Genomic DNA, 19875 nt, shown 5'->3' on the forward strand with positions numbered 1-19875 from the left:
GAGCCTTACAAACAGGCTCTTTTTTATTTGTTTTAATAACAGAGGAAAGTTAATTTAGCGTAGGTACGCCTGCTTCACGTAAGCATTGGAGCAAGACGCCAAAAGCCATCACCATATCTTTTTCATTTACACAGGCAAAGCCCATCAGCAGCCCACGTTCTGCATGTGCATGTGACTGCATGTAGTACTGTGAAAGAGGACGAACTTTGACACCACGTTCAAGCGCTGTGGCTGCAATCGCGACATCATCGCAAGAGTTCGGTAGTTTTAAAACCAGATGTAACCCTGCCGCTTCATCATATTCATGAATAAATTCGGGACCAAGATAACGTTGAATTAAGCTCACCAAGTAGTCGCGGCGCTTGCCATAGAGTAGGCGCATACGGCGAATATGCGCTTCATAATGGCCTTCACGAATAAATTCAGCTAGGGCTTTTTGCTCAAGCAAGTGTCCACCACGATAAAGCTCGGCTGCTACAATGCGTAATGGTGAAAATAACGGCTTAGGTATGACTAAATAGCCAATTCTTAAGGATGGATAAATAGTTTTACTAAACGTGCCCATGTACAGCACAGGCGCATCATTTTCTAAACCTTGTAAAGAGGGATAAGGCTGACCCGAGAAACGGAACTCACTGTCATAGTCATCCTCGACAATCCAGCTATTATGCTGACGTGCAATCTCAATCAGTTTACGTCGGCGGTTTAGGCTTAAGTGAGAGCCAAGCGGATATTGGTGTGAAGGCGTGACAAAAATGAGTTTAGGAGGCTTGGCCGGATTTTCCTCAGGAATAATGCCTTCAGCATCGACAGGCATCGGCTGAATATCTAGACCATTAATACGCAATGTATTACGCATTCCCCAATAAGCAGGATCTTCAATCCAGATTTTGTCTCCCATATCACTGAGCGCACGTGAGACTAAATCAATCGCTTGGTGAATGCCTTCGGTAATAATAATCTGGTCAGCATCGCACTGGACTGAACGCGCAACACGTAAGTAATCTGCCAATGCACTTCGAAGCTCAATACAGCCACCAGCATTACTGTAAATTAAACGGTTAATGTCTGGTTCGCGGCTTAAGCGTGCTTGAATACGACTAAAAATATGATGTGGAAACTCAGTTACATCGGGCGCTCCCGGCACGAAAGCTCCCCATTGGTGTGGCGACGCTGCGGCATAGCCCAATAAGTTGGAACCACGCTGTGATAGCGCATAAGAATTTTGAACTTTCGGGCTTGAAACTACTTTTTTCTTGTTTTGTGTATTTAAAAAACTCTCTGGTAATTTTTCGGCAACCCATGTGCCGTGTCCCGTACGGGCTTCTAAGTAGCCTTCAGCTTGTAGCTGTTCATAGGCACTAAGCACTGTATTTCTTGAAACATGAATTTCGCTGGCTAAGTCGCGTGAGGCAGGTAGACGAGTCTTGGGCTGGATGACTCCATCAATAATGGCACCACGCAGGCAACGGAAAAGGCGTTGATGTAGTTTCCCTTCAGTGTCCTGTTGGAGTCGTTGTAGCAAATGATCTCCAAGTAAACTACGCAATTGGCTCTCTCCTACAGTTAAAAAGTGGCTCTCGTCAGTTGGCATCAGACGAGCGAAATTACATGCATAGGCAGTCGTTGTAAAGCACCCTGAAAATTAAGCACAGGATGCAAGAAACCAAAGCTGCAACTGATGATGAAAATATGAGGGAATCAAATGGATAATCAACATTCTGCACTTAACGCACGTAAACAGCAAGCAACTCCACGTGGTGTAGGCGTGATGTGCCAGTGGTATGCGGAAAAAGCTGAAAATGCCACGCTTTGGGACAAGGAAGGCAACCAATTTATCGACTTTGCTGGTGGTATTGCGGTTTTAAATACAGGCCATCGCCACCCTAAAGTCATTGCAGCGGTGACTGAGCAACTTACTAAATTTACGCATACTGCCTATCAAGTAACACCATATGAAAGCTATGTCGCTTTAGCTGAGCGTATTAATGAACGCGCGCCAATTGCTGGTCCTGCAAAGTCTGCTTTTTTCACAACTGGTGCAGAAGCAGTTGAAAATGCGGTGAAGATTGCGCGTTCTTATACAGGTCGTCACGGCATTATCACTTTTGGTAATGGTTTCCACGGTCGTTCATTCATGACCATGGCAATGACAGGTAAAACTGCGCCTTACAAACGTGATTTCGGTGTGATGCCAGCGGGTGTGTTCCATGCGCGTTACCCAGTGCCTGCTAAAGGTATTTCAGTAGACGCGGCAATTGAAAGCGTTGAAGATATTTTCAGTGAAGATATTGCACCACATGATGTTGCTGCAATCGTACTTGAGCCAGTACAAGGTGAAGGCGGTTTCAATGTTGTGCCAGCTGAGTTCTTAAAACGTTTACGTTCAATTTGCGACAAGCATGGCATTTTATTGGTTGCTGACGAAGTACAATCAGGTTTTGCCCGTACTGGTAAATTGTTCGCAATGAATTATTACGAGACTAAAGCAGACTTAATTACGATGGCGAAAAGCTTGGGCGGCGGTTTCCCTATTTCAGGTGTTGTGGGCCGTGCAGAAGTGATGGATGCACCAAACCCTGGTGGTTTAGGCGGTACTTACGCAGGTAGCCCGATTGCAGTTGCAGCTGCGCATGCCGTGATTGACGCGATTGAAGAAGAAAATCTATGCGACCGTGCAAATGAATTAGGTGCTGAATTAGTTGCTACGCTTAAAGATATTCAGCAAGCAACAGGTGACGTGGTCACTGATATTCGTGCACTAGGTTCAATGGTTGCAGTAGAACTTGAAACTGCTGAACAAGCAAAAGTTGTACAAAACTATGCAATGGAAAACGGGTTGTTACTTCTTACTTGTGGTAAATACGGTAATGTAATTCGTTTCTTATATCCATTAACCATTCCTGCTGAGCAATTCCGTCAAGGTCTTGATATCTTGAAACAAGGTTTTGCAACACTAAAAGCAGGTAGTGCAAAAGCAATGGAGCAATCTGCATGATTCAAAATAATTTGCAGTATTTATTAAAACATCCTGATATTTCATTAGAAGCACCTGCATCAAATGACTATATCGAGGTGAATGATGCTGCTACAGGTGAAACTTTGGCATGGGTAAAAACCTATGACCGTGCAGGAGTTGAAGCCGCAATTAACCGTTCAGCAAAAGCGCAGGCTGCTTGGAAAAAGCAAACTGCCTTGGCGCGTGCTGATGTGCTATTGGCATGGTACAACCTCATGCTTGAGCATAAAGAAAATCTGGCCCAAATCTTAACAGCTGAGCAAGGTAAGCCATTAGCAGAAGCACGTGGTGAAATTGGTTATGCAGCATCTTTCATCCGTTGGTTTGCCGAGCAAGCGCGCCGTATTGATGGTGAAGTCTTAACACCAACTTTGCCAAACCAACGTTTGCTCGTAATTAAACAAGCGATTGGTGTTACTGCTGCAATTACGCCGTGGAACTTCCCGGCTGCCATGATTACGCGTAAAGCAGGCCCCGCCATTGCTGCGGGTTGTTCAATGTTGGTTAAGCCAGCAGAACAAACACCGTTAACCGCTTATGCACTTGAAGTATTGGCTTTACAGGCAGGCTTACCAGCTGATGTTTTAATTAACATTAGTGGTGATGCGGTTGAAGTTGGTAAAACCCTATGTGAAAGCGATATTGTCCGTAAGTTAAGCTTCACAGGTTCAACTCAAGTTGGCCGTATCTTGATGCAACAATGTGCGCCAACCATTAAAAAGCTTTCACTTGAACTCGGTGGTAATGCACCAGTTGTGGTATTTGACGATGCCAATCTTGAACAAGCAGTTCAGGGCATTATGGCAAGTAAATATCGTAACAGCGGTCAAACTTGTGTATGTGCTAACCGTATTTATGTTCAAGACGGTATTTACGATGCATTAGCAGACCGTTTGGTTGAAGCTGTGTCTAAGCTTAAAGTTGGCGATGGCCGTCAAGAAGGTTCAACTCAAGGGCCTTTAATTGATGAAGATGCGATTGCAAAAGTTCAGTCTCATATTGCAGATGCAACTGAGAAAGGCGCGACAGTTCGTATTGGTGGTCAACGCTCGGCACTTGGCGGTACATTCTTTGAGCCAACAGTTTTAACTGGCGTAACGCAAGACATGAAAGTGTCTAAAGAAGAAACTTTTGGTCCGCTTGCACCACTATTCCGCTTTAAAACTGAAGACGAAGCAGTGGCAATGGCGAACGATACCGAGTTTGGTTTAGCTGCTTATTTATTTACTCAAAGCACAGCTCGTCAATGGCGAGTGGGTGAAGCACTTGAGTACGGTATGGTCGGCATTAACACGGGCGCGATTTCAAACGAAGTTGCTCCGTTTGGTGGCGTAAAACAGTCTGGTCTAGGCCGTGAAGGTTCAAAATTCGGCATCGAAGAATATGTCGAAATGAAATACCTCTGCGTAGACTTATCTGAGTAAGGAATAAAGCGAGTTCGCTTTGTTCTGAACGAAAACATGCAGTTATGCTGTATGTGATGTTTCACAAAAAAACCGGTCATGCCCATTCATGACCGGTTTTTTATTTTAAGTCGATAGATAGCCATCACGACTTTCTGGCAAACGCCTGAGTTCATCAATCAGCGTTTCAATGAGTTTTTCAACCACAAGACGTTGGCCTTTTCTCGAAACATAAACCAATTGCAGCGTACCAATATTCGACTTCCAGTCAGGAAGAATATGGATAAGCGTACCTTTACGAATTTCAGATTCGACGGTTAAAAAAGGAAGGTCGGCAATACCCAAACCATCCATCACGGCATAGTAAACGCCAGCCAAATCATTACTTTTGATTCGTGGTTGATAAGGCACATCAACCGATTCGCCGTTACGAATATTGCATAAATGCCAAATAGGATTTTGCTTTTGAGTACCTAAGCTAATACTCGGAAAGTCCTGTAATTCGGAATAATGCTTAATGGTGCGACCTTGAAGTAATTCAGGCGAAGCCACCAGACAATGATCGGTTTTGATCACATCACGAACAATTAAATTCGAATCTTCATTGGGTTCAAAATTGGTACGAATCGCAAGGTCGATGTCATCGTGCAAGATATCTACCCGACGGCTTGTTAGCTCGAGTGCGATCTCAACTTTTGGGTAAGTTTTTAAAAACTGATTTAAAATTTTTCTAATTTGAAAATGCATCATTAAAGGTGGGCAACTTACTTTTACCAGACCTTGAGGTTCACTTTTTTGCTTTAATAACACGTTTTCTGCACATTCAACTTGAGTAATAACCTTACAGCATTCCTCATAAAACTCTTGGCCTAAATCGGTCACCTTAAAATGACGTGTTGTCCTTTGAATCAAGCTGACATTAAATTTATTTTCAAGGTCAATAATGCGTCGACTGAGCTTAGATTTACTAATATTTTCAGCATCACTGGCTGCACTAAAGCCGCCGTGTTTTACGACTAAATAGAAATAATAAAAATCATCAAAAGAACTTATCAATGTCCGATCAATCCATTTAAATTTAAGATTAGAGTGCTTAAGCACTCTAATCTTGGCAATAGAACTTATTTTTGGCTAGTGTTGTGATTGTAGCTTGAAATCAGGTTACGATAGTCAGGAATGTGATTTGAGAACAATGTACCCAAACCTTCGATGTCGTTACGCCAGTCGCGGTGTAACTCACACGCCATACCAAACCACGTCATAAGTTGAGCACCTGCTTTTGACATACGGTCCCAAGCAGCATCACGTGTTAATTCGTTGAAAGTACCCGAAGCATCAGTAATCACAAATACTTCAAAGCCTTCTGCGAGTGCAGATAAAGCTGGGAATGCCACACAAACCTCAGTTACCACACCTGCAATAATCAGTTGTTTTTTACCTGTCGCTTTAACCGCTTTTACGAAGTCTTCATTGTCCCATGCATTGATTTGGCCTGGACGAGGGATGAAAGGCGCATCTGGATGAATCTCTTTTAACTCAGGAACTAAAGGACCGTTTGGACCAGTTTCAAAACTGGTTGTCAAAATCGTTGGAAGGTTGAAGTATTTTGCTGCATTCGCAACAGCAAGTACGTTGTTTTTAAATTTATCTGGATCGATATCTCGAACTAAAGAAAGCAAACCTGCTTGGTGGTCAACTAAAAGAACCGCAGCATTATCCTTGTCTAAACGCACGTAATCTTGAGCCATTTTTTATGTCCTCGTGTTATCAAAATAAATAATCAAAAATTATTGAGTAGGTCGTTATTGCCTAAAATTATGCTAGTTGAGTTTTATGTCGTGATTAAGTCTAAAAAATAGGATTAAGAATTTTAAAAATAGGACGATCTTAAAAAGAGCACATTAAATTCTATGATTGTCTCATAGATGAAATAATGTGTTGCTAATCCTGATCTATAAACTGCAATTATTGAGGCGTAAAATCAATACCAGTTCAAGAAAATCCTACATATATAGGAGAGATCAGATGAAGAAATTTCTTGGTGCATATCAAAATAACCACATGCATTGGGTGGGTGATGGTTTCCCTGTATATAACCTGTTCTCTTATGATCGTTTAGGCCAAACCCTAAGCCCATTTTTGCTACTCGATTATGCAGCGCCTTATACATTCTCGCCAACAACTGAACAGCAAGGTGTAGGTTCACATCCTCACCGTGGCTTTGAAACAGTGACCATCGCCTACCAAGGTGAAGTAACTCATAAAGATTCAAGCGGCGGCGGCGGAACCATTAAAACTGGTGATGTGCAATGGATGACTGCGGGTGCAGGCGTGTTGCATGAAGAGTTCCATTCTCCTGAATTTGCAGAGCATGGTGGTCTGTTTGAAATGGTGCAATTGTGGGTAAATTTACCTGCTCATTCAAAAATGACGCCTGGAAAATACCAAGCGATTGAAGCGAAAGATATTCCAGACATTATACTAGACGAGCATGGCAGCCATTTACGTGTGATTGCTGGTGAATATGCAGATGCAAAAGGTGCTGCAACTACATTTAGTCCATTAAATGTATGGGATGGTAAATTGGCTAAAGGCCAAAAACATACCCTCTATGTACCTGAAGGTCACACTACGCTTGTTGTGATATTAGATGGTGCGGTTGTGGTCAATGATGCAAATCGTCTGGAAGGTAAAACCGTTGCGATTTTGTCTCGTGAGGGCGTTGAGTTTAGTTTAAATGCAGAAGAAGACACTAAATTCTTAGTGTTGACTGGACAACCACTCAATGAACCAATCGAAGGTTATGGTCCATTCGTCATGAATACCAAAGCCGAGATTATGGAAGCGATTAATGATTTTAATCGTGGAAAATTCGGTTCAATCATGCAAGAAGCATAAATTGCCGAATTGCGTTTGATTAAGCTCTAAAAGCAAAGTAATAAAAAGCCCGCTATCAAGTGTGAATAGCGGGCTTTTTCGCTGTAAAGATTCTGTTTTTATGATGGTTTTCATTGTTGTTGCGGCATTGTTTTATGTGATTTGCTTCTCATTATTATGAGTTAATAATATATTAAAAAAAGATTCTTGTAAAACAAATGATATAAAAATAGTTAAATTATCTTATTTTATTTAAAAGATTTTTTTTAAATTTTCAAAAAATATAAGGTTTTATCGGCTTCTCTGATTTTGTAAAAAAATATAAAAACTTGATCTTATTAGCGGCTAAATATTTTCTATATAAATTGATGCAAAAAATAAAAATCTGGTAGTTTTTAATACGGTGTTTTTTTGGGGTATGAGTGATAATCAAAAAAATTCTCGAAAAATGGGACATCATTTTGAATATCGCAATTATTGGCAGTGGAATGGCAGGTCTTGCGGCAGCAAGAATTCTGAAAGATGCAGGGCATACGATCACGATATTTGAAGCACTTCCTGGCCGGGGAATGGATAGCCATAGCATTGAGTTCGATGGTGGAATTATTGATGCACCGCTACGTGTGATGAATCCTCACTTATGGAAAAATACACTTAGCCTTGCTGCTCATTTAGGCATTAAAACCTTCCCGGTTCGTACTTATATGTCTTGTAGCTGGTTATTCGAAGATCGTACGGAAACATGGTTAACGACTTCTCGTAGCCGTATTGGTAATTTCCCGATTATTAATAACCGTAAAGGCATCCAGCAATATGGCTGGCGTCTTGTGAAAGGGATGTTGCAATTAAAAACTGCGATTCACCAGTTTTTCAAATCTAAAAATCAAGATATTACCCTCGCTGAATTTATTAACCAGAACGATATTGAAGAAGTATTCTGGCATGGTGTGGTCATGCCGGTGCTCTATACAATCTGTACGTGTAATCCAAAAACAATTGGCGATTGGCCTGCAAAAAACTTACTTGAGTTTTTACGTCACTTAACTGATGGCGACATGTTGTTGCGCATGAAAGGTGGCACACCAGCATTCGTAGATAGCTTGATTAAAGGCATCGATATCCATAGCGGATCGGCAATTAAGAAAGTTGAGCAACAAGGCGAAAAAGTACTGGTTGAAAACAGCCAAGGTGAACAGAACTTATTTGATCGAGTGATTGTTGCAACGCCAACGTCTAAAATCGATGAGTTTTTAAATCCTGAACAGTTTGCAGAAGATATGAACTTGCTTAAGCAATTCCGCTTTGAGCAAGGCGATCTTGTGATTCATACCGATGCGACAGTCATGCCGCCACGCCGTAAAGACTGGTCAGTGTTGAGCTATATGATGGACCGTAAGTTTACGCGTCAGCAATTTACAGTTTGGATGAATGCAGTTGAGCCAACACTCGTGGGTAAAAATCCTGTATTCCAAACTTGGCGTCCAGTGGTTGATATTGACCCTAAAAAAGTTATTTCAAAAGTGACTTTAACGCGTGCGGTTGTAGACTCACAAACGGTTGCCTTAAACAAAGAATTGCAACAACGCCATTTAGACCCAAGCCGTAAAGTATTTTACTGTGGTTCATGGTCATGCGATGGCTTGCCAATTTTAGAGTCAGCAGTGACTTCTGCCATGCATATTGCTGAAATTTTAGGTGCACCTTTACCATTTATAGGCTTAAAACCTAAGGTGGAAGTTGCCCCAGAACTCGGCTACTAAAATTGTGAAAACAAAAGTTCGAGCAGCTCTCTCTCGACTCATTCCCCATAAATATGCAATTGATGCATCAAGCTTAGGGGATGATGGGGAGCTTGCTTGGACAAATTTGGGTTTTTGGAAAAATACTCAAAACTACCGTGAAGCTTGTTGCCAATTGGCTGACCAGTTGGCACAGGCTGTCAATTTAAATTCAAAAGATCATCTCTTAGATTTAGGCTGTGGACAGGGTGCAAGTTTGTTGCACTGGTTACAGCATTATCAGCCTAAAAGCCTCAGTGCAGTTGACTTACAAGCCCAATGTGTCCATAAAATTCAAAAGCTTATTCCCGAAATAAGCCAGATTTTCTGTGGTTCATTTTTAAATTTAAAACAATTTGAATTTAAACATTGCTTCGATGTAGTGCTCTGTATCGATGCCGCTTATCACAGCAATTTAAATTCATTTCTAGATTCCATCGCTCCAGTTTTAAATTCAAAAGGACGATTAGGTTTTCACTACCTAATGCGTGCCGATTCATGTCAAAACATGACCGCTCTACAAGAACAAAAGCATCGTTATTTACTCAAAGCAGCAAATGTCGCTTGGGATACTGTGCCAAATGAAAAAATGCTCAGATCTACCTTGGAACAACAAGGTTTTGTCGATATTCAAATTGAAGATTTATCTAAGCAAGTGTTACTCGGTTTTTCGCAATATATTCAAAATCAACAAGGACAAAAGCAAAGCCGAGGATTGGCAAATTTTAAAATTCAAATGACTGCAAAGTTATGCCAACAACTCTACCAAAATGGATATGTACGTTATATTCAAATCACAGCAATAAAAAAATAGGATGAGCTATGTCAGCCAAATATCAAGGATCGTGTTTATGTGGAGCTGTGAGCTACCAAAGTGAAGCAGAGCCACGTTATAGCTTTAATTGCCATTGCCGAGATTGCCAAAAGGCAACAGGTTCAGCATATGCACCAATCGCTTTTTTTCACCAGTCTGAATTGAAAGTAAGTGGTGAGCTGAAATATTTTGAGACTTTGGGATCTTCTGGTCGAGCTATTAAAAGAGCATTCTGCCCGACGTGTGGTTCTCAGCTTTTTGGCTTACCTGAAATTGCACCTGAAATGATTTCAATACGTGCAGGTACTTTGGATGACCCGAGTCTCTATCAGCCTAGAGCAGAGGTGTTTGTGAGCCAAGCCTATGCATGGGATACGTTGAACCCAAACCTTAAACATTTTGAAAAAATGATAGAGAAGAGCAAGAAATAAGGCTTAATTAAAGAAGCCAAATATTGCCAAAGTACAGATTAAAGTAAAGCTGACAATGGCGAAAAATAATATGGTTTTTCTAAATTTTAGCTGAGGCATTTTACTTACAATGAAAATAAGGCATGCAAGTATGGTCACTAAAGGTTGAAAAAGATTTGATGGCAAAGTAAACATCTCGTTCCTTGTTATTTTTAAATTTATTTTAGAAATAAAGTAATAAACTCATTATATCGTTTTCTTATTTAATTGACGAACAGAACTTGTTTATAAATTCATATTTTTATTTCCATGATAGATAAATCAAGTTTTAAATTTAAAAGAATCATGTACGCTTTTTCGTACATATATTCGGGAAATTGGCGTCTTTTTATGACGTGATAAATTGCCTATGATGAACTCATCAGGAACAGGAAGTTCCGAAACGTAAAACAACAATAATAAGTTTAAGCATCAGGACGTGAGGTATTGCAGGAAGTGTACCTAGTAACGAAATACGAAAAAAGCCCAACAGGATGTTGGGCTTTTTTCATTTCTTATTAACGAATTTCTTTACCGCCTAAGGCTGCACAGTTAAATGGTGTATTCCATTTCACAGCAGTACCTGTGAGTACTGGGCGAACAATACGCCAAGGCCAGAAACCAAATCTTTGGCTTTGGTGATAATTAATTACCACATCTGCACCATACTTACGGGCAACGTTAGCTAATTTAGGTTTTACTTCTTCAAAGCCACCATAGGTTCCTTTTGCGGCTTTAATACGTTTAATAGATTTATAGTGCTCTGCTGAAGGAGTACCTTCAATTAAGCAAATAGGTGGATTTGTAGTGGTTTGAATTTGAGGTTGAGATGCAGTTTCTTGAGCATATGTTGTTAAAGGGAATGCTAGAAATAAAGCAGGTAAAATAAAACGAAGTTTCATACTTTTCCGTATTGGTATCTTAATGAATTAAAATTTATAAAATAGGTCTTATTTATATGACCTTATTTGGTGGCGCATTATAATCTTATCTTTTTCATATTTCTTGTTTTAAAATTATATTTTTTAATAAATTAAGAACGCATATTTTTCTATTAAAAGAATAAATTGGTTTTAGAAAAAAATTTTTGAAGCTCGAGTTTATAATAAAATTTTAGGTAAATACCTTTATTCAAAACAGTATGAATATACTATGCCTAAAACCACAGACAACAAAAAACCCCATAAATCAAATATTCATGAGGTTTAATGATGGTGCCGGCACACGGATTCGAACTGTGGACCTACTGATTACAAGTCAGTTGCTCTACCAACTGAGCTATGCCGGCGATGTGGTGAGAATTTTACAGTTTCTTAAAAAAATTACAAGCCAAAAAATGAGCATTTAAATTTTTTCATATCATTTTTAAATTCTTATTGGGTTTAGCCTGAAAAAGTTAGGGTTTCAACACATTAATGCGCTTTCGCGTGTTTTGTATAAATTACTAAAAATATTCCAAACAATGAAAGTACGACGGTTAAAACTACAATCGCATTCCATCCGCCGTGTAGCCAAAACCAACCGCCCGCCGAGCCGACAATACTTGAACCCATATAGTAAAAAAGTAAGTAGAGCGAGCTCGCATGAGCTTTAGCTTGTTTACTTTCAGCACCTACAGAACTACTCGTAAGCGAGTGGGTAATAAAGAAACCCGTGGTAATAAATGCAATACCAATAATAATGCCGAAAAGAGAGCTGAGTAGAGTCATGAGGCTACCCACAATCATGAGCGCAAAGCCACTCATCATCATGGTTTTTTTACCGAAACGCTCGGCTAGCGTTCCTGCCAACGATGAAGACACCATGCCAAAGCTATACGACAAGAAAATAAGGCTAATTTGTGTCTGACTGAGTGAATAAGGCGCTCCACTTAAACGGAAAGTGGCATAGTTAAACAGGGTCACAAACACACTGGTGAGCAAGAACCCAATGGCAAACAGACGTAATAGTTTTGTATTGGTTAAATGGGTACGCCACATTTGCATGTGAAAATCTAAATTTAGCCCTTTTTTCTGCACAAAATTACGCGAAGCAGGAAGTAGCTTTAAAAAGGCAATCGAGCAAATAAAACAGATTGCCCCAAGTAAACCTAAGGCGGTGCGCCAAGAAAAATATTCAACCAAAATACCCATGCCGACACGGCCCATCATGCCACCAAAAGCCGTACCTGCAATATATAAACCCATAGTTTTACCTAGGTGCTCAGGTGCAATTTCTTCTGCAATCCAAGCCATTGTCACTGCGGGAACACCACCGAGCAGTAGACCTTCTAAAGCGCGTGCTATAAGCAAGCTGTGCCAGTTAGGGGTAAACATTGAGACAATATTAAGAATTGCTGCACACAGCATTGATGTAAAAATTACACCACGACGGCCAAGGGCTTGTGAAAAGGCGCTTGATAGTACAATCGAAATCGCTAAAAAGGCAGTCGTTAATGACAGTGCTAAAGAGCTACTTGCAGGGCTAATCCGGAAGCTTTGGCTAAACGCGGGCAGGAGTGGCTGCACACAATAAATCAGTGAGAAACTGGCAAAACCTACGAGGAATAAAGCAAATCCTGCGTGTTTATAGGCTTTAGTCCCTTTGTGAATCCACTCACGGGAAAGAACAGTAGTTGCCTCAGTACTTAAAGTACTGGGTGTAGATGAAGAACTCATATCATGACCATGACAGAAAGAAAGTGCAGTGCTTGAAGGCGTGCTGCATCGAGAAAATTCGATAAATTAAAATTAGCAATTTGAATGGTATTTTTCTAATATATTTAACAATGGGTCATGATATGTTTTGTATATAGCGATGGAACTAAGACATATACGCTACTTTTTAGCGGTAGCAGAAGAAAAAAACTTTACCAAAGCTGCGCAACGCTTAAATATGAGCCAGCCGCCTTTAAGCATGCAAATACGAGACTTAGAAGAAGAGCTAGGTGCAGATTTATTTATTCGATCACCTCATGGGGTAGAGCTGACCGAAGCGGGGCTTGCCTTTTTAAATGCGATACAACCTGTACAACAGCGTGTAGAAGATGCAGCAAACCTTGTTAAACAAGTGGCAAATGGCGAAGTGGGCCAATTGCGATTAGGCTTTACAGGCACTTCAATGTTGAATCCTTTAATTCCTAAATGTGTTCGCTATTTCCAGCAGCAATACCCGAAAGTGAATTTAAAGCTTGAAGAAGCCAACACCTTACTTCTCATCGATTTATTGCTTGAAGACCGTTTAGATGTCGCGATTATTCGTTCGCCACGTAATATGCCGGACAGCCTCATTCTTCAAGAATTATTAGCAGAACCACTCATTGCGGCTTTACCTTCAGAGTCTTTTCAACTCGACGATGCATCACCAGAAATTGATTTAACGGCACTGCGAGAGCTTGATTTTATTGTCTCGCCACCTTCCATTAGTGCAGGGCTTTTTGATGCGATTAAACAAGCCTGCCATGAGCGTGGCTTTGAACCGAAAATTGGACAAAATGCCCCGCAAATTGTGTCGATTTTATCGTTAGTGTCTGCAAACTTAGGTGTGTCTTTGGTGCCAGAGTCGACCAAACAATTGCAAATACAAGGCGTGGCTTATCGCTCTTTGAAAGCGCCTGTTCCTACGGTGGGTTTAGGGCTTGCCTATAAAAAACATGCCCCTTCACAAATGGCGATTAACTTTGCCAGTGTGGTGCAAGTGGCTTGTCACCACGCCAACGAAATAGATGAAATCGGCTAGTTTGATTTCGGTGTTCTGTTCATTAAAAAGATGCCTGCAATAATAAAAATCGCGCCATATAAAAATGATAAAGTCGGCTGCTCATGAATGAAAACCCAAGCCATAAGCGCTGCGAAAATAGGTTCAGAAAGCTCGGTCACCTGTACCTTGGCCGCACTCATATAAGACAATGCTTTAGTGGTACAGAAAAAGCCGAGGATGGTCGGCAGAACAGCTAAACCAATCAAACCTAAAACAATGTCACTATTAAAATTAATGCTGTGAAAATTAATTAAAAACGGAACCGCAAGATAAACGCTACCAAACAGCAGTAAGTATTTAGTCAGAAATAGTCCGCCGTTTAATTTGAACTTTTTCACTAAAACCGAAAATAGGCCATAACCCGTACCGGCAATAGAAGCATTGATCAGCATTAATAAACTATTTTCACCTTTCCACGAAATGATACTAATCCCCGCAACTGCTAATAATGTTCCAATAAGCGAATGAATGTAGATACTTTCTTTTAATATGAATCGACCAAAAAATAGGGCAGAGATGGCAGCCGAAGCCATGAGTACCACCACGACATTGGCCGCAGCACCGTGGTTGTAGGCAATGGTTTCGAAAAAGAATAAAGAGAAAATCCCTAAAAAAGCACAGATGGCAATTTGAGTAAAAACGCTGAGTTTACTTGGCGTGCTGCTAATAAAAGCAAGCTTTTGGCTGACTGGCACTTTAAATAAAAACACACTTAAAAAGAAAAAGGCGATAATGGTTTTTAAAAAGGCAATGTCTTGTGGGTTTAAACCACTATGCATGAGTAATTTACTAATTACACCAATAGAGGCATTGAGTGCGGCTGCACAAAGCGCAAATAGGCTTCCAATAATTAGATTATTCACTCTTATAATTCTTCCTAAGTTTTACGCATGCAGTCTACAATATTTTTTGGATGAATATTCAACAAAAATAACCAATTAACGCTTAATATTTTCAATGATTTATTTTGAATTGATTTAATAAATTCTTACTCAAGACTAAAGGCATTCTATAGACTTTTGTTTCAAATAATTGTGATTTATAGTGCCAGCTCATATTATATAATTAGTTAATTATTAAAGAATTTTAAAAATGATTAAATCAATTATTTCAGGCTGCGCGGTTCTTACACTTTCAGCTTTGGCGGTCACGCATGCAGAGTTTTCTTATGAACAAGAGCTACAACAAAGCTGTAATAAAGTGAAGCAATACGCGAGTTTAGGTAAGAAATTCTACGACCAAAAACAATATAAAAAAGCGCTCGAAAATTTCCAGAATCAAGCCTCTTGGACTGCATTTTGTAAAGCCAATGAAGATGAAACCACAGTTAAATTTACTGACCGTGATATTGAAGTTGCCAACAATAATGTGGGATTAGCCTATGCCAAATTGGGTCAACCACTCTGGGCAAGAGTATGGTTTATGCTCGATGAAAAATCAAAATCGAGCCAGTTTAATCTTAAACAGTTACCTGCACCTAAAGCTTCAAATGATTTATCAGGCGAATATGTGCGCTACTCAGGTTTTGGTGAATGGGATCACATCACGGTAAGCCGTGAGAAGGGTCAATATGCAATCAGCTATGCTGGTTTATATATGGGTCTTAGAAGCTTAATTTACGGCCCGAACATGGGTGAGTTTGGGACCACAATGCCGAGCAATAAAAAGCAAATCGTCTATAAAGATCAAGACTGTCGCATTCAACTCGACTTTAAAAGCAACGCGAAATTAGGAAATTATATTCAAGCCAAACAAAACGGGGGTAACTCGGGCTGTGGCTTTGGGCATAACGTATATGCAGACGGAACTTATTTAAAAGTTGAGTCTGGAAAATAAAAACGATAGGAACTAAATAATGAAAAATATATTTGCGCCTTTACTACTTCTTTCGACGGTTATTTTTTCTGCTCACATTTATGCAGAGCCAACTAGCACATGCGAAGAAGTGAAATTCCAAAAAGCCGATCAGGTATGGAGTGGGCACTATTATTTAAATGGTGTGATGGAAGTGGGTTCGGAGCTTTTACTTCAGCCAAATGGTAAGTTTCAATGGATGCTCGCTGTAGGTGCGTTAGACCAATATGCCGAAGGTACATGGTGGAAAAACGGTGACTGTATTGGTCTAAAACCAGACTCTAAATTTAAAAAGGATTTAAGCATTTTCCCTGAAAGCCTAACGATTTCTGACAAGTCCTTAGATGCAATCTGGGAAGGTGGACGCCAGCAGGGCAGTTATAGCAAAAATTAAATTAAAAAGTCCGACACAGAGTCGGACTTTTTTTATAGCTTGTATTTTAGTGATTCACCGCTGCTAGTTGCTGAGCGTTATAGCGTGCGCCCATATTTGGATATCTCGCGATAATCGCTTCAATTTCTGCCAAGTCTGCCGCTGTTAAATGAAGGTCTACAGCACCGGCATTTTCCACAAGTCGCTCAATTTTACGCGTACCCGGAATTGGAATAATGTCGTCACCTTGCGCCAAAATCCAAGCCAAAGCCAGTTGAGCCGCTGTCGCATTTTTGCTTTGAGCAAATTCACTAAATGCTTGCGCTAAGCTTTGGTTATTTTTCCAGTTATCGCCTTGATAGCGTGGTAATTGGCGACGGAAATCGTTTTCTTCTAGGTTGCCCACATCAAGCGTATTGGTGATTAAACCACGTGATAGTGGTGAATAAGGTACAAGGCTAATGCCTAACTCACGAATGGTTTGCAAATGGGTTTGCTCAAACTCACGGGTGAGTAGCGAGTATTCATGTTGAACTGCTGCAATCGGGTGAATCGCATGTGCTTTACGAATGGTTTCAGCCGACGCTTCACTGAGTCCTAAATAACGAACTTTACCTTGTTTGACCAAGTCGGCCATTGCGCCAATGGTGTCTTCAACTGGAACATTCGGGTCAATGCGGTGCGCATAATACAAATCAATTACGTCTGTATTTAAGCGTCTTAAACTGTTTTCGACCGCAACTTTAATCCACTCTGGAGAACCGTCGATATAAGACTCTAAAGAGTTTTTTGGATTAAGGTTGTCTTCTTTATAACGAAAGCCAAATTTGGTTGCCAAAAACACTTTGTCGCGATGTTTTTCTAAAACTTTTGAGAGCAAAACTTCGTTTGCGCCGTTGCCGTACATGTCGGCGGTGTCCCAAAAGTTAATGCCGAGGTCTAATGCCTTTTCTAGAGTGGCAATGCTTTGTGTGTCGTCTGAGGCACCATAGGCAAAGCTCATTCCCATGCAACCTAAACCAAGTGCTGATACTTTTTCGCCTGTTTGTCCTAAAGTTCTATATTTCATTTTTCACACTCTTTTTGCAAAATCACTTGAGTAGAAAAACTATAAAATGCTTTGGCTCAAACTGACGTATAACATTCAAACCAATAATTATAAAATTCAAACAATCTGTTTTTAGGCCACACAGTCTTCGCGGAATTTTTTAGGCGAAAAACCGGTATTTTTCTTAAAGAAGTTGGTGAAATACGCTGAATATTCAAAACCTAAGCTATAGGCAATTTCAGAAATATTCCAACTGGTGTGTTGTAATAGCGCTTTGGCTTCTTGCGTAATGCGCGAGCTAATATGCTCAGAGGTGGTTTTACCTGTGGCTTCTTTTACAGCTCGGTTTAAATGGTTCACATGCACCGACAAGCCATACGCAAAGTCATTTGCAGTTTTGAGTTTCAGCTGAAAATGGGGCGAGTCGATCGGGAACTGGCGTTCTAATAATTCAAAGAATAAATGGCAAATCCGAACCGCAGCATTGCTATGTTTTTCAAACTGTTGGGTTGGTTGCATTTTCATGGCTTCGTGCACAATCAGGTGCAAATAGTTTCTTAAAACGTTGTATTTATGAATATAGTCTGAATTTATTTCATTCATCATCTTTTTGAAAATAAATGAAATTTCTTCAACTTGTTGGTCATTTAAAAAATACAGCGGGTCGCCGTCGACTTTAAACAGCGGTGAGTCTTTTAAAAAGCTTTGTCGCGATTCTTGGTTTACAAATTCTTCGGTAAATAGACAAAACCAGCCTGCCTGTTCGGGCGAATTAATTTCCCATGCATAGGGCACCATTGGGTTGGAAAATAGTAAAGCAGGGCGGTCGACTCGTATCCAGCGGTTGGCGTAGTGAAGTTCACCTGTGCCTAAAACTAGTGAAATTTTATAATAATCGCGGCGGCTATAAGGCGTGAGAAACGAGCAGGCATCGCGTTGGAACACGTTAAAATGTCCAAACGAAGTTGATGGAACCGAGTAATCGCTATCTCTGGTTAAAGAAAAGCGGCGATAAAAATCATGTATGGTTTCCATGTCTTTGCCTGCATGCGTTATTAATTTATTTAAAGTTATAAAATTCAAACTTTATTTACTGTAGCTTTTATTTATAGCGCGATCAATCTGTTCATTTAAGCGGTTTGAAAATGAATAAATTTTTATAAATGCTCTGGGTAAGCAATGTAAGACGACTCTATGCATTCAAAACCCATTTGGCGATAAAGAGTAACCGCTGGGGTGTTATCAACGTCGACAATTAAGTGAGCAATCCGTCCCGTTGCAACAATCTGATTAACTGCAAATTTTAAGACGCGTTCGGCAAAACCTTTTCGACGATAAGCAGGGAAGGTATATGTGCCGCCAATAGAAACGAGTCGATCGGTTTCTATGCCTAAACGCACTATCGAAACGATTTGTTGATTTGCTTCAAGCACAATAATTTTTTGTTGTTGAATTAGAGATGCCCAGTCAGGTGTTTCATTTACTGAGCGCTCTTTATTGTATAGATGTTGATATTCATTAAGACGGGCAATATCCGAAAGTTCAGCCAAGCGCCCTTGAGCTTCAGAAAATTGGCGTGAGCAAACCATGATCCATTGATCATATTCTCTTAAAATACGTCCTTTTTGTTTTATCTCGGCATGCAATAAGTCTCGCCCGATCGCGGTGGTGACGATCCGACGCGGTTGAAGCTCTAAAATTGATGTACAGAGTAATGAACCAGACGATGCCTCTGATGGAACCCAGAAGCAGGTGCCCCCAGCAACGATGACCGCGACTCCTAAAAGTTGCTCGGCGTTTTGTGAATTATACAAACGTAAGAGTTGCCACTCGGTATTGGTAGCTTGTGTTTGATTAAGAAAAGCTATTGCCCCAATAGAATAATGGAACCGCTCATCAAGCCATTGAAAGATAAGTTGGTATTCTTCTGAACTGGTGGGAGGTCCCTTTATTATCATTATTAATTACCTATTCAAATGATGAATTCAATCATAATTCACTATCCTACATTTTTATTATTATCATGATATCGTTAAATTTAAGTTGAATGACTGTTTAGCTTAAATATCTAATTGAATAAACAACAATAATTATTTAACCAATTTCTATTCAACCTTACATTGACACTCCAAAACACGCGGATTATCCTTTGCCTGCTGGCCACATTGCCAGTCGATTTTGACAGATCGATATAACACACAAGACATCAAAAAGTTCTCTTTTTGGTGGCGAACTCGTTCGTCCCCCTTCGTAGCGGTAGGATGATCTGACCCCATAAAGTTGGACAGTTAGTTAAGCAGTTTTTAAAAACTGGTTTCTATATTGTACAGGGGATAAACCTTGTAGCTTCACCTTGATTCTCTCATGATTATAATAATGAATGTACTCTCGTATAGTTTTCTCTAACTCATCAGTTGATTGAAATTTTTCACCATGAAAGCACTCCGATTTTAATATTCCAAAGAAGCTTTCTATTACAGCATTATCTAAGCAATTTCCTTTACGAGACATACTTTGAATTA

General features: G+C 40.2%; 19 protein-coding genes, 1 tRNA gene and 1 pseudogene. 10 read left to right on the forward strand and 11 right to left on the reverse strand.

Translation table 11 applies throughout. The annotated features are described in order from the left end of the window. Positions 1 to 49 precede the first annotated feature (49 nt). Positions 50 to 1549: a PLP-dependent aminotransferase family protein gene (locus tag HMPREF0013_RS19725; protein ID WP_005804466.1), complete on the reverse strand. Its 1500-nt coding sequence runs from the start codon at positions 1547 to 1549 to the stop codon at positions 50 to 52. 156 nt (positions 1550 to 1705) lie between these two features. Between HMPREF0013_RS19725 and gabT the strand changes: the two genes are divergently transcribed. Both gabT and HMPREF0013_RS19735 read left to right on the forward strand, forming a co-directional pair. Next, positions 1706 to 2998 (forward strand): 4-aminobutyrate--2-oxoglutarate transaminase, encoded by a 1293-nt coding sequence (gabT, locus tag HMPREF0013_RS19730; RefSeq protein WP_002117401.1) that lies wholly within the window; start codon positions 1706 to 1708, stop codon positions 2996 to 2998. After that, positions 2995 to 4443, forward strand: a complete 1449-nt coding sequence (locus HMPREF0013_RS19735) for an NAD-dependent succinate-semialdehyde dehydrogenase (RefSeq protein ID WP_005134538.1) — start codon at positions 2995 to 2997, stop codon at positions 4441 to 4443. The genes gabT and HMPREF0013_RS19735 overlap by 4 nt, the downstream gene beginning before the upstream one ends. Before the next feature lie 105 nt (positions 4444 to 4548). Here the strand turns inward: HMPREF0013_RS19735 and HMPREF0013_RS19740 are convergent, their stop codons facing one another. After that, entirely contained in the window at positions 4549 to 5523 is a 975-nt protein-coding gene (locus tag HMPREF0013_RS19740) for a LysR substrate-binding domain-containing protein (RefSeq protein ID WP_025464168.1), read from the reverse strand. Positions 5524 to 5543: 20 nt separating this feature from the next. Then, complete coding sequence (gene ycaC / locus HMPREF0013_RS19745) at positions 5544 to 6170, reverse strand: isochorismate family cysteine hydrolase YcaC (protein ID WP_000046156.1); 627 nt, start codon at positions 6168 to 6170, stop codon at positions 5544 to 5546. A 277-nt stretch (positions 6171 to 6447) separates the two neighbouring features. Here ycaC and HMPREF0013_RS19750 point away from each other — a divergent pair, with 277 nt between their 5' ends. The 4 genes from HMPREF0013_RS19750 (at position 6448) to HMPREF0013_RS19765 (ending at position 10322) form a co-directional block, all read left to right on the forward strand. Then, positions 6448 to 7320: a pirin family protein gene (locus HMPREF0013_RS19750; RefSeq protein WP_025464169.1), complete on the forward strand. Its 873-nt coding sequence runs from the start codon at positions 6448 to 6450 to the stop codon at positions 7318 to 7320. A 440-nt stretch (positions 7321 to 7760) separates the two neighbouring features. Beyond that, positions 7761 to 9059: an FAD-dependent oxidoreductase gene (locus HMPREF0013_RS19755; protein ID WP_044119390.1), complete on the forward strand. Its 1299-nt coding sequence runs from the start codon at positions 7761 to 7763 to the stop codon at positions 9057 to 9059. A gap of 4 nt (positions 9060 to 9063) precedes the next feature. Then, entirely contained in the window at positions 9064 to 9891 is an 828-nt protein-coding gene (locus HMPREF0013_RS19760) for an SAM-dependent methyltransferase (protein WP_005804471.1), read from the forward strand. An 8-nt stretch (positions 9892 to 9899) separates the two neighbouring features. After that, positions 9900 to 10322: a GFA family protein gene (locus HMPREF0013_RS19765; RefSeq protein WP_005066916.1), complete on the forward strand. Its 423-nt coding sequence runs from the start codon at positions 9900 to 9902 to the stop codon at positions 10320 to 10322. A 536-nt stretch (positions 10323 to 10858) separates the two neighbouring features. Here HMPREF0013_RS19765 and HMPREF0013_RS19770 read toward each other — a convergent pair. Beyond that, positions 10859 to 11242, reverse strand: coding sequence for a hypothetical protein (locus tag HMPREF0013_RS19770; protein WP_005078582.1), 384 nt, complete (start codon positions 11240 to 11242; stop codon positions 10859 to 10861). Between the two features lie 165 nt (positions 11243 to 11407). Here HMPREF0013_RS19770 and HMPREF0013_RS24995 point away from each other — a divergent pair. Beyond that, positions 11408 to 11549 (forward strand): annotated as a pseudogene (locus HMPREF0013_RS24995) (hypothetical protein). Positions 11550 to 11552: 3 nt separating this feature from the next. Here HMPREF0013_RS24995 and HMPREF0013_RS19775 read toward each other — a convergent pair. Beyond that, positions 11553 to 11628, reverse strand: a tRNA-Thr gene (locus HMPREF0013_RS19775). Between the two features lie 124 nt (positions 11629 to 11752). After that, complete coding sequence (sxtP, locus tag HMPREF0013_RS19780) at positions 11753 to 12997, reverse strand: multidrug efflux MFS transporter SxtP (RefSeq protein WP_005804472.1); 1245 nt, start codon at positions 12995 to 12997, stop codon at positions 11753 to 11755. Between the two features lie 139 nt (positions 12998 to 13136). On the opposite strand from sxtP, the gene sxtR reads away from it, so the two are divergent. Beyond that, positions 13137 to 14057: a multidrug efflux pump transcriptional activator SxtR gene (gene sxtR, locus HMPREF0013_RS19785; protein WP_005804474.1), complete on the forward strand. Its 921-nt coding sequence runs from the start codon at positions 13137 to 13139 to the stop codon at positions 14055 to 14057. Here sxtR and HMPREF0013_RS19790 read toward each other — a convergent pair. Then, positions 14054 to 14941: a DMT family transporter gene (locus HMPREF0013_RS19790; protein ID WP_005804476.1), complete on the reverse strand. Its 888-nt coding sequence runs from the start codon at positions 14939 to 14941 to the stop codon at positions 14054 to 14056. The genes sxtR and HMPREF0013_RS19790 overlap by 4 nt on opposite strands. 229 nt (positions 14942 to 15170) lie before the next feature. On the opposite strand from HMPREF0013_RS19790, the gene HMPREF0013_RS19795 reads away from it, so the two are divergent. Further along, a complete protein-coding gene (locus HMPREF0013_RS19795; RefSeq protein ID WP_005804477.1) occupies positions 15171 to 15914 on the forward strand; it encodes a hypothetical protein in 744 nt (247 codons plus the stop codon). A 19-nt stretch (positions 15915 to 15933) separates the two neighbouring features. Next, complete coding sequence (locus tag HMPREF0013_RS19800) at positions 15934 to 16326, forward strand: hypothetical protein (RefSeq protein ID WP_005804478.1); 393 nt, start codon at positions 15934 to 15936, stop codon at positions 16324 to 16326. A gap of 46 nt (positions 16327 to 16372) precedes the next feature. Here HMPREF0013_RS19800 and HMPREF0013_RS19805 read toward each other — a convergent pair whose 3' ends face one another. From HMPREF0013_RS19805 to HMPREF0013_RS0105660, 4 genes are all read right to left on the reverse strand, one after another. After that, a complete protein-coding gene (locus HMPREF0013_RS19805; RefSeq protein WP_005804479.1) occupies positions 16373 to 17374 on the reverse strand; it encodes an aldo/keto reductase in 1002 nt (333 codons plus the stop codon). 111 nt (positions 17375 to 17485) lie between these two features. Next, positions 17486 to 18388 (reverse strand): helix-turn-helix domain-containing protein, encoded by a 903-nt coding sequence (locus tag HMPREF0013_RS19810; RefSeq protein WP_005804480.1) that lies wholly within the window; start codon positions 18386 to 18388, stop codon positions 17486 to 17488. A gap of 122 nt (positions 18389 to 18510) precedes the next feature. Further along, entirely contained in the window at positions 18511 to 19311 is an 801-nt protein-coding gene (locus HMPREF0013_RS19815) for a GNAT family N-acetyltransferase (protein ID WP_005804481.1), read from the reverse strand. A gap of 334 nt (positions 19312 to 19645) precedes the next feature. Next, positions 19646 to 19875, reverse strand: a 230-nt coding sequence (locus HMPREF0013_RS0105660) for an IS3 family transposase (protein ID WP_155116029.1), incomplete at its 5' end; no start/stop codon positions are given.

The organism is Acinetobacter sp. SH024, from assembly GCF_000163635.1.
Lineage (GTDB): Bacteria > Pseudomonadota > Gammaproteobacteria > Pseudomonadales > Moraxellaceae > Acinetobacter > Acinetobacter pittii.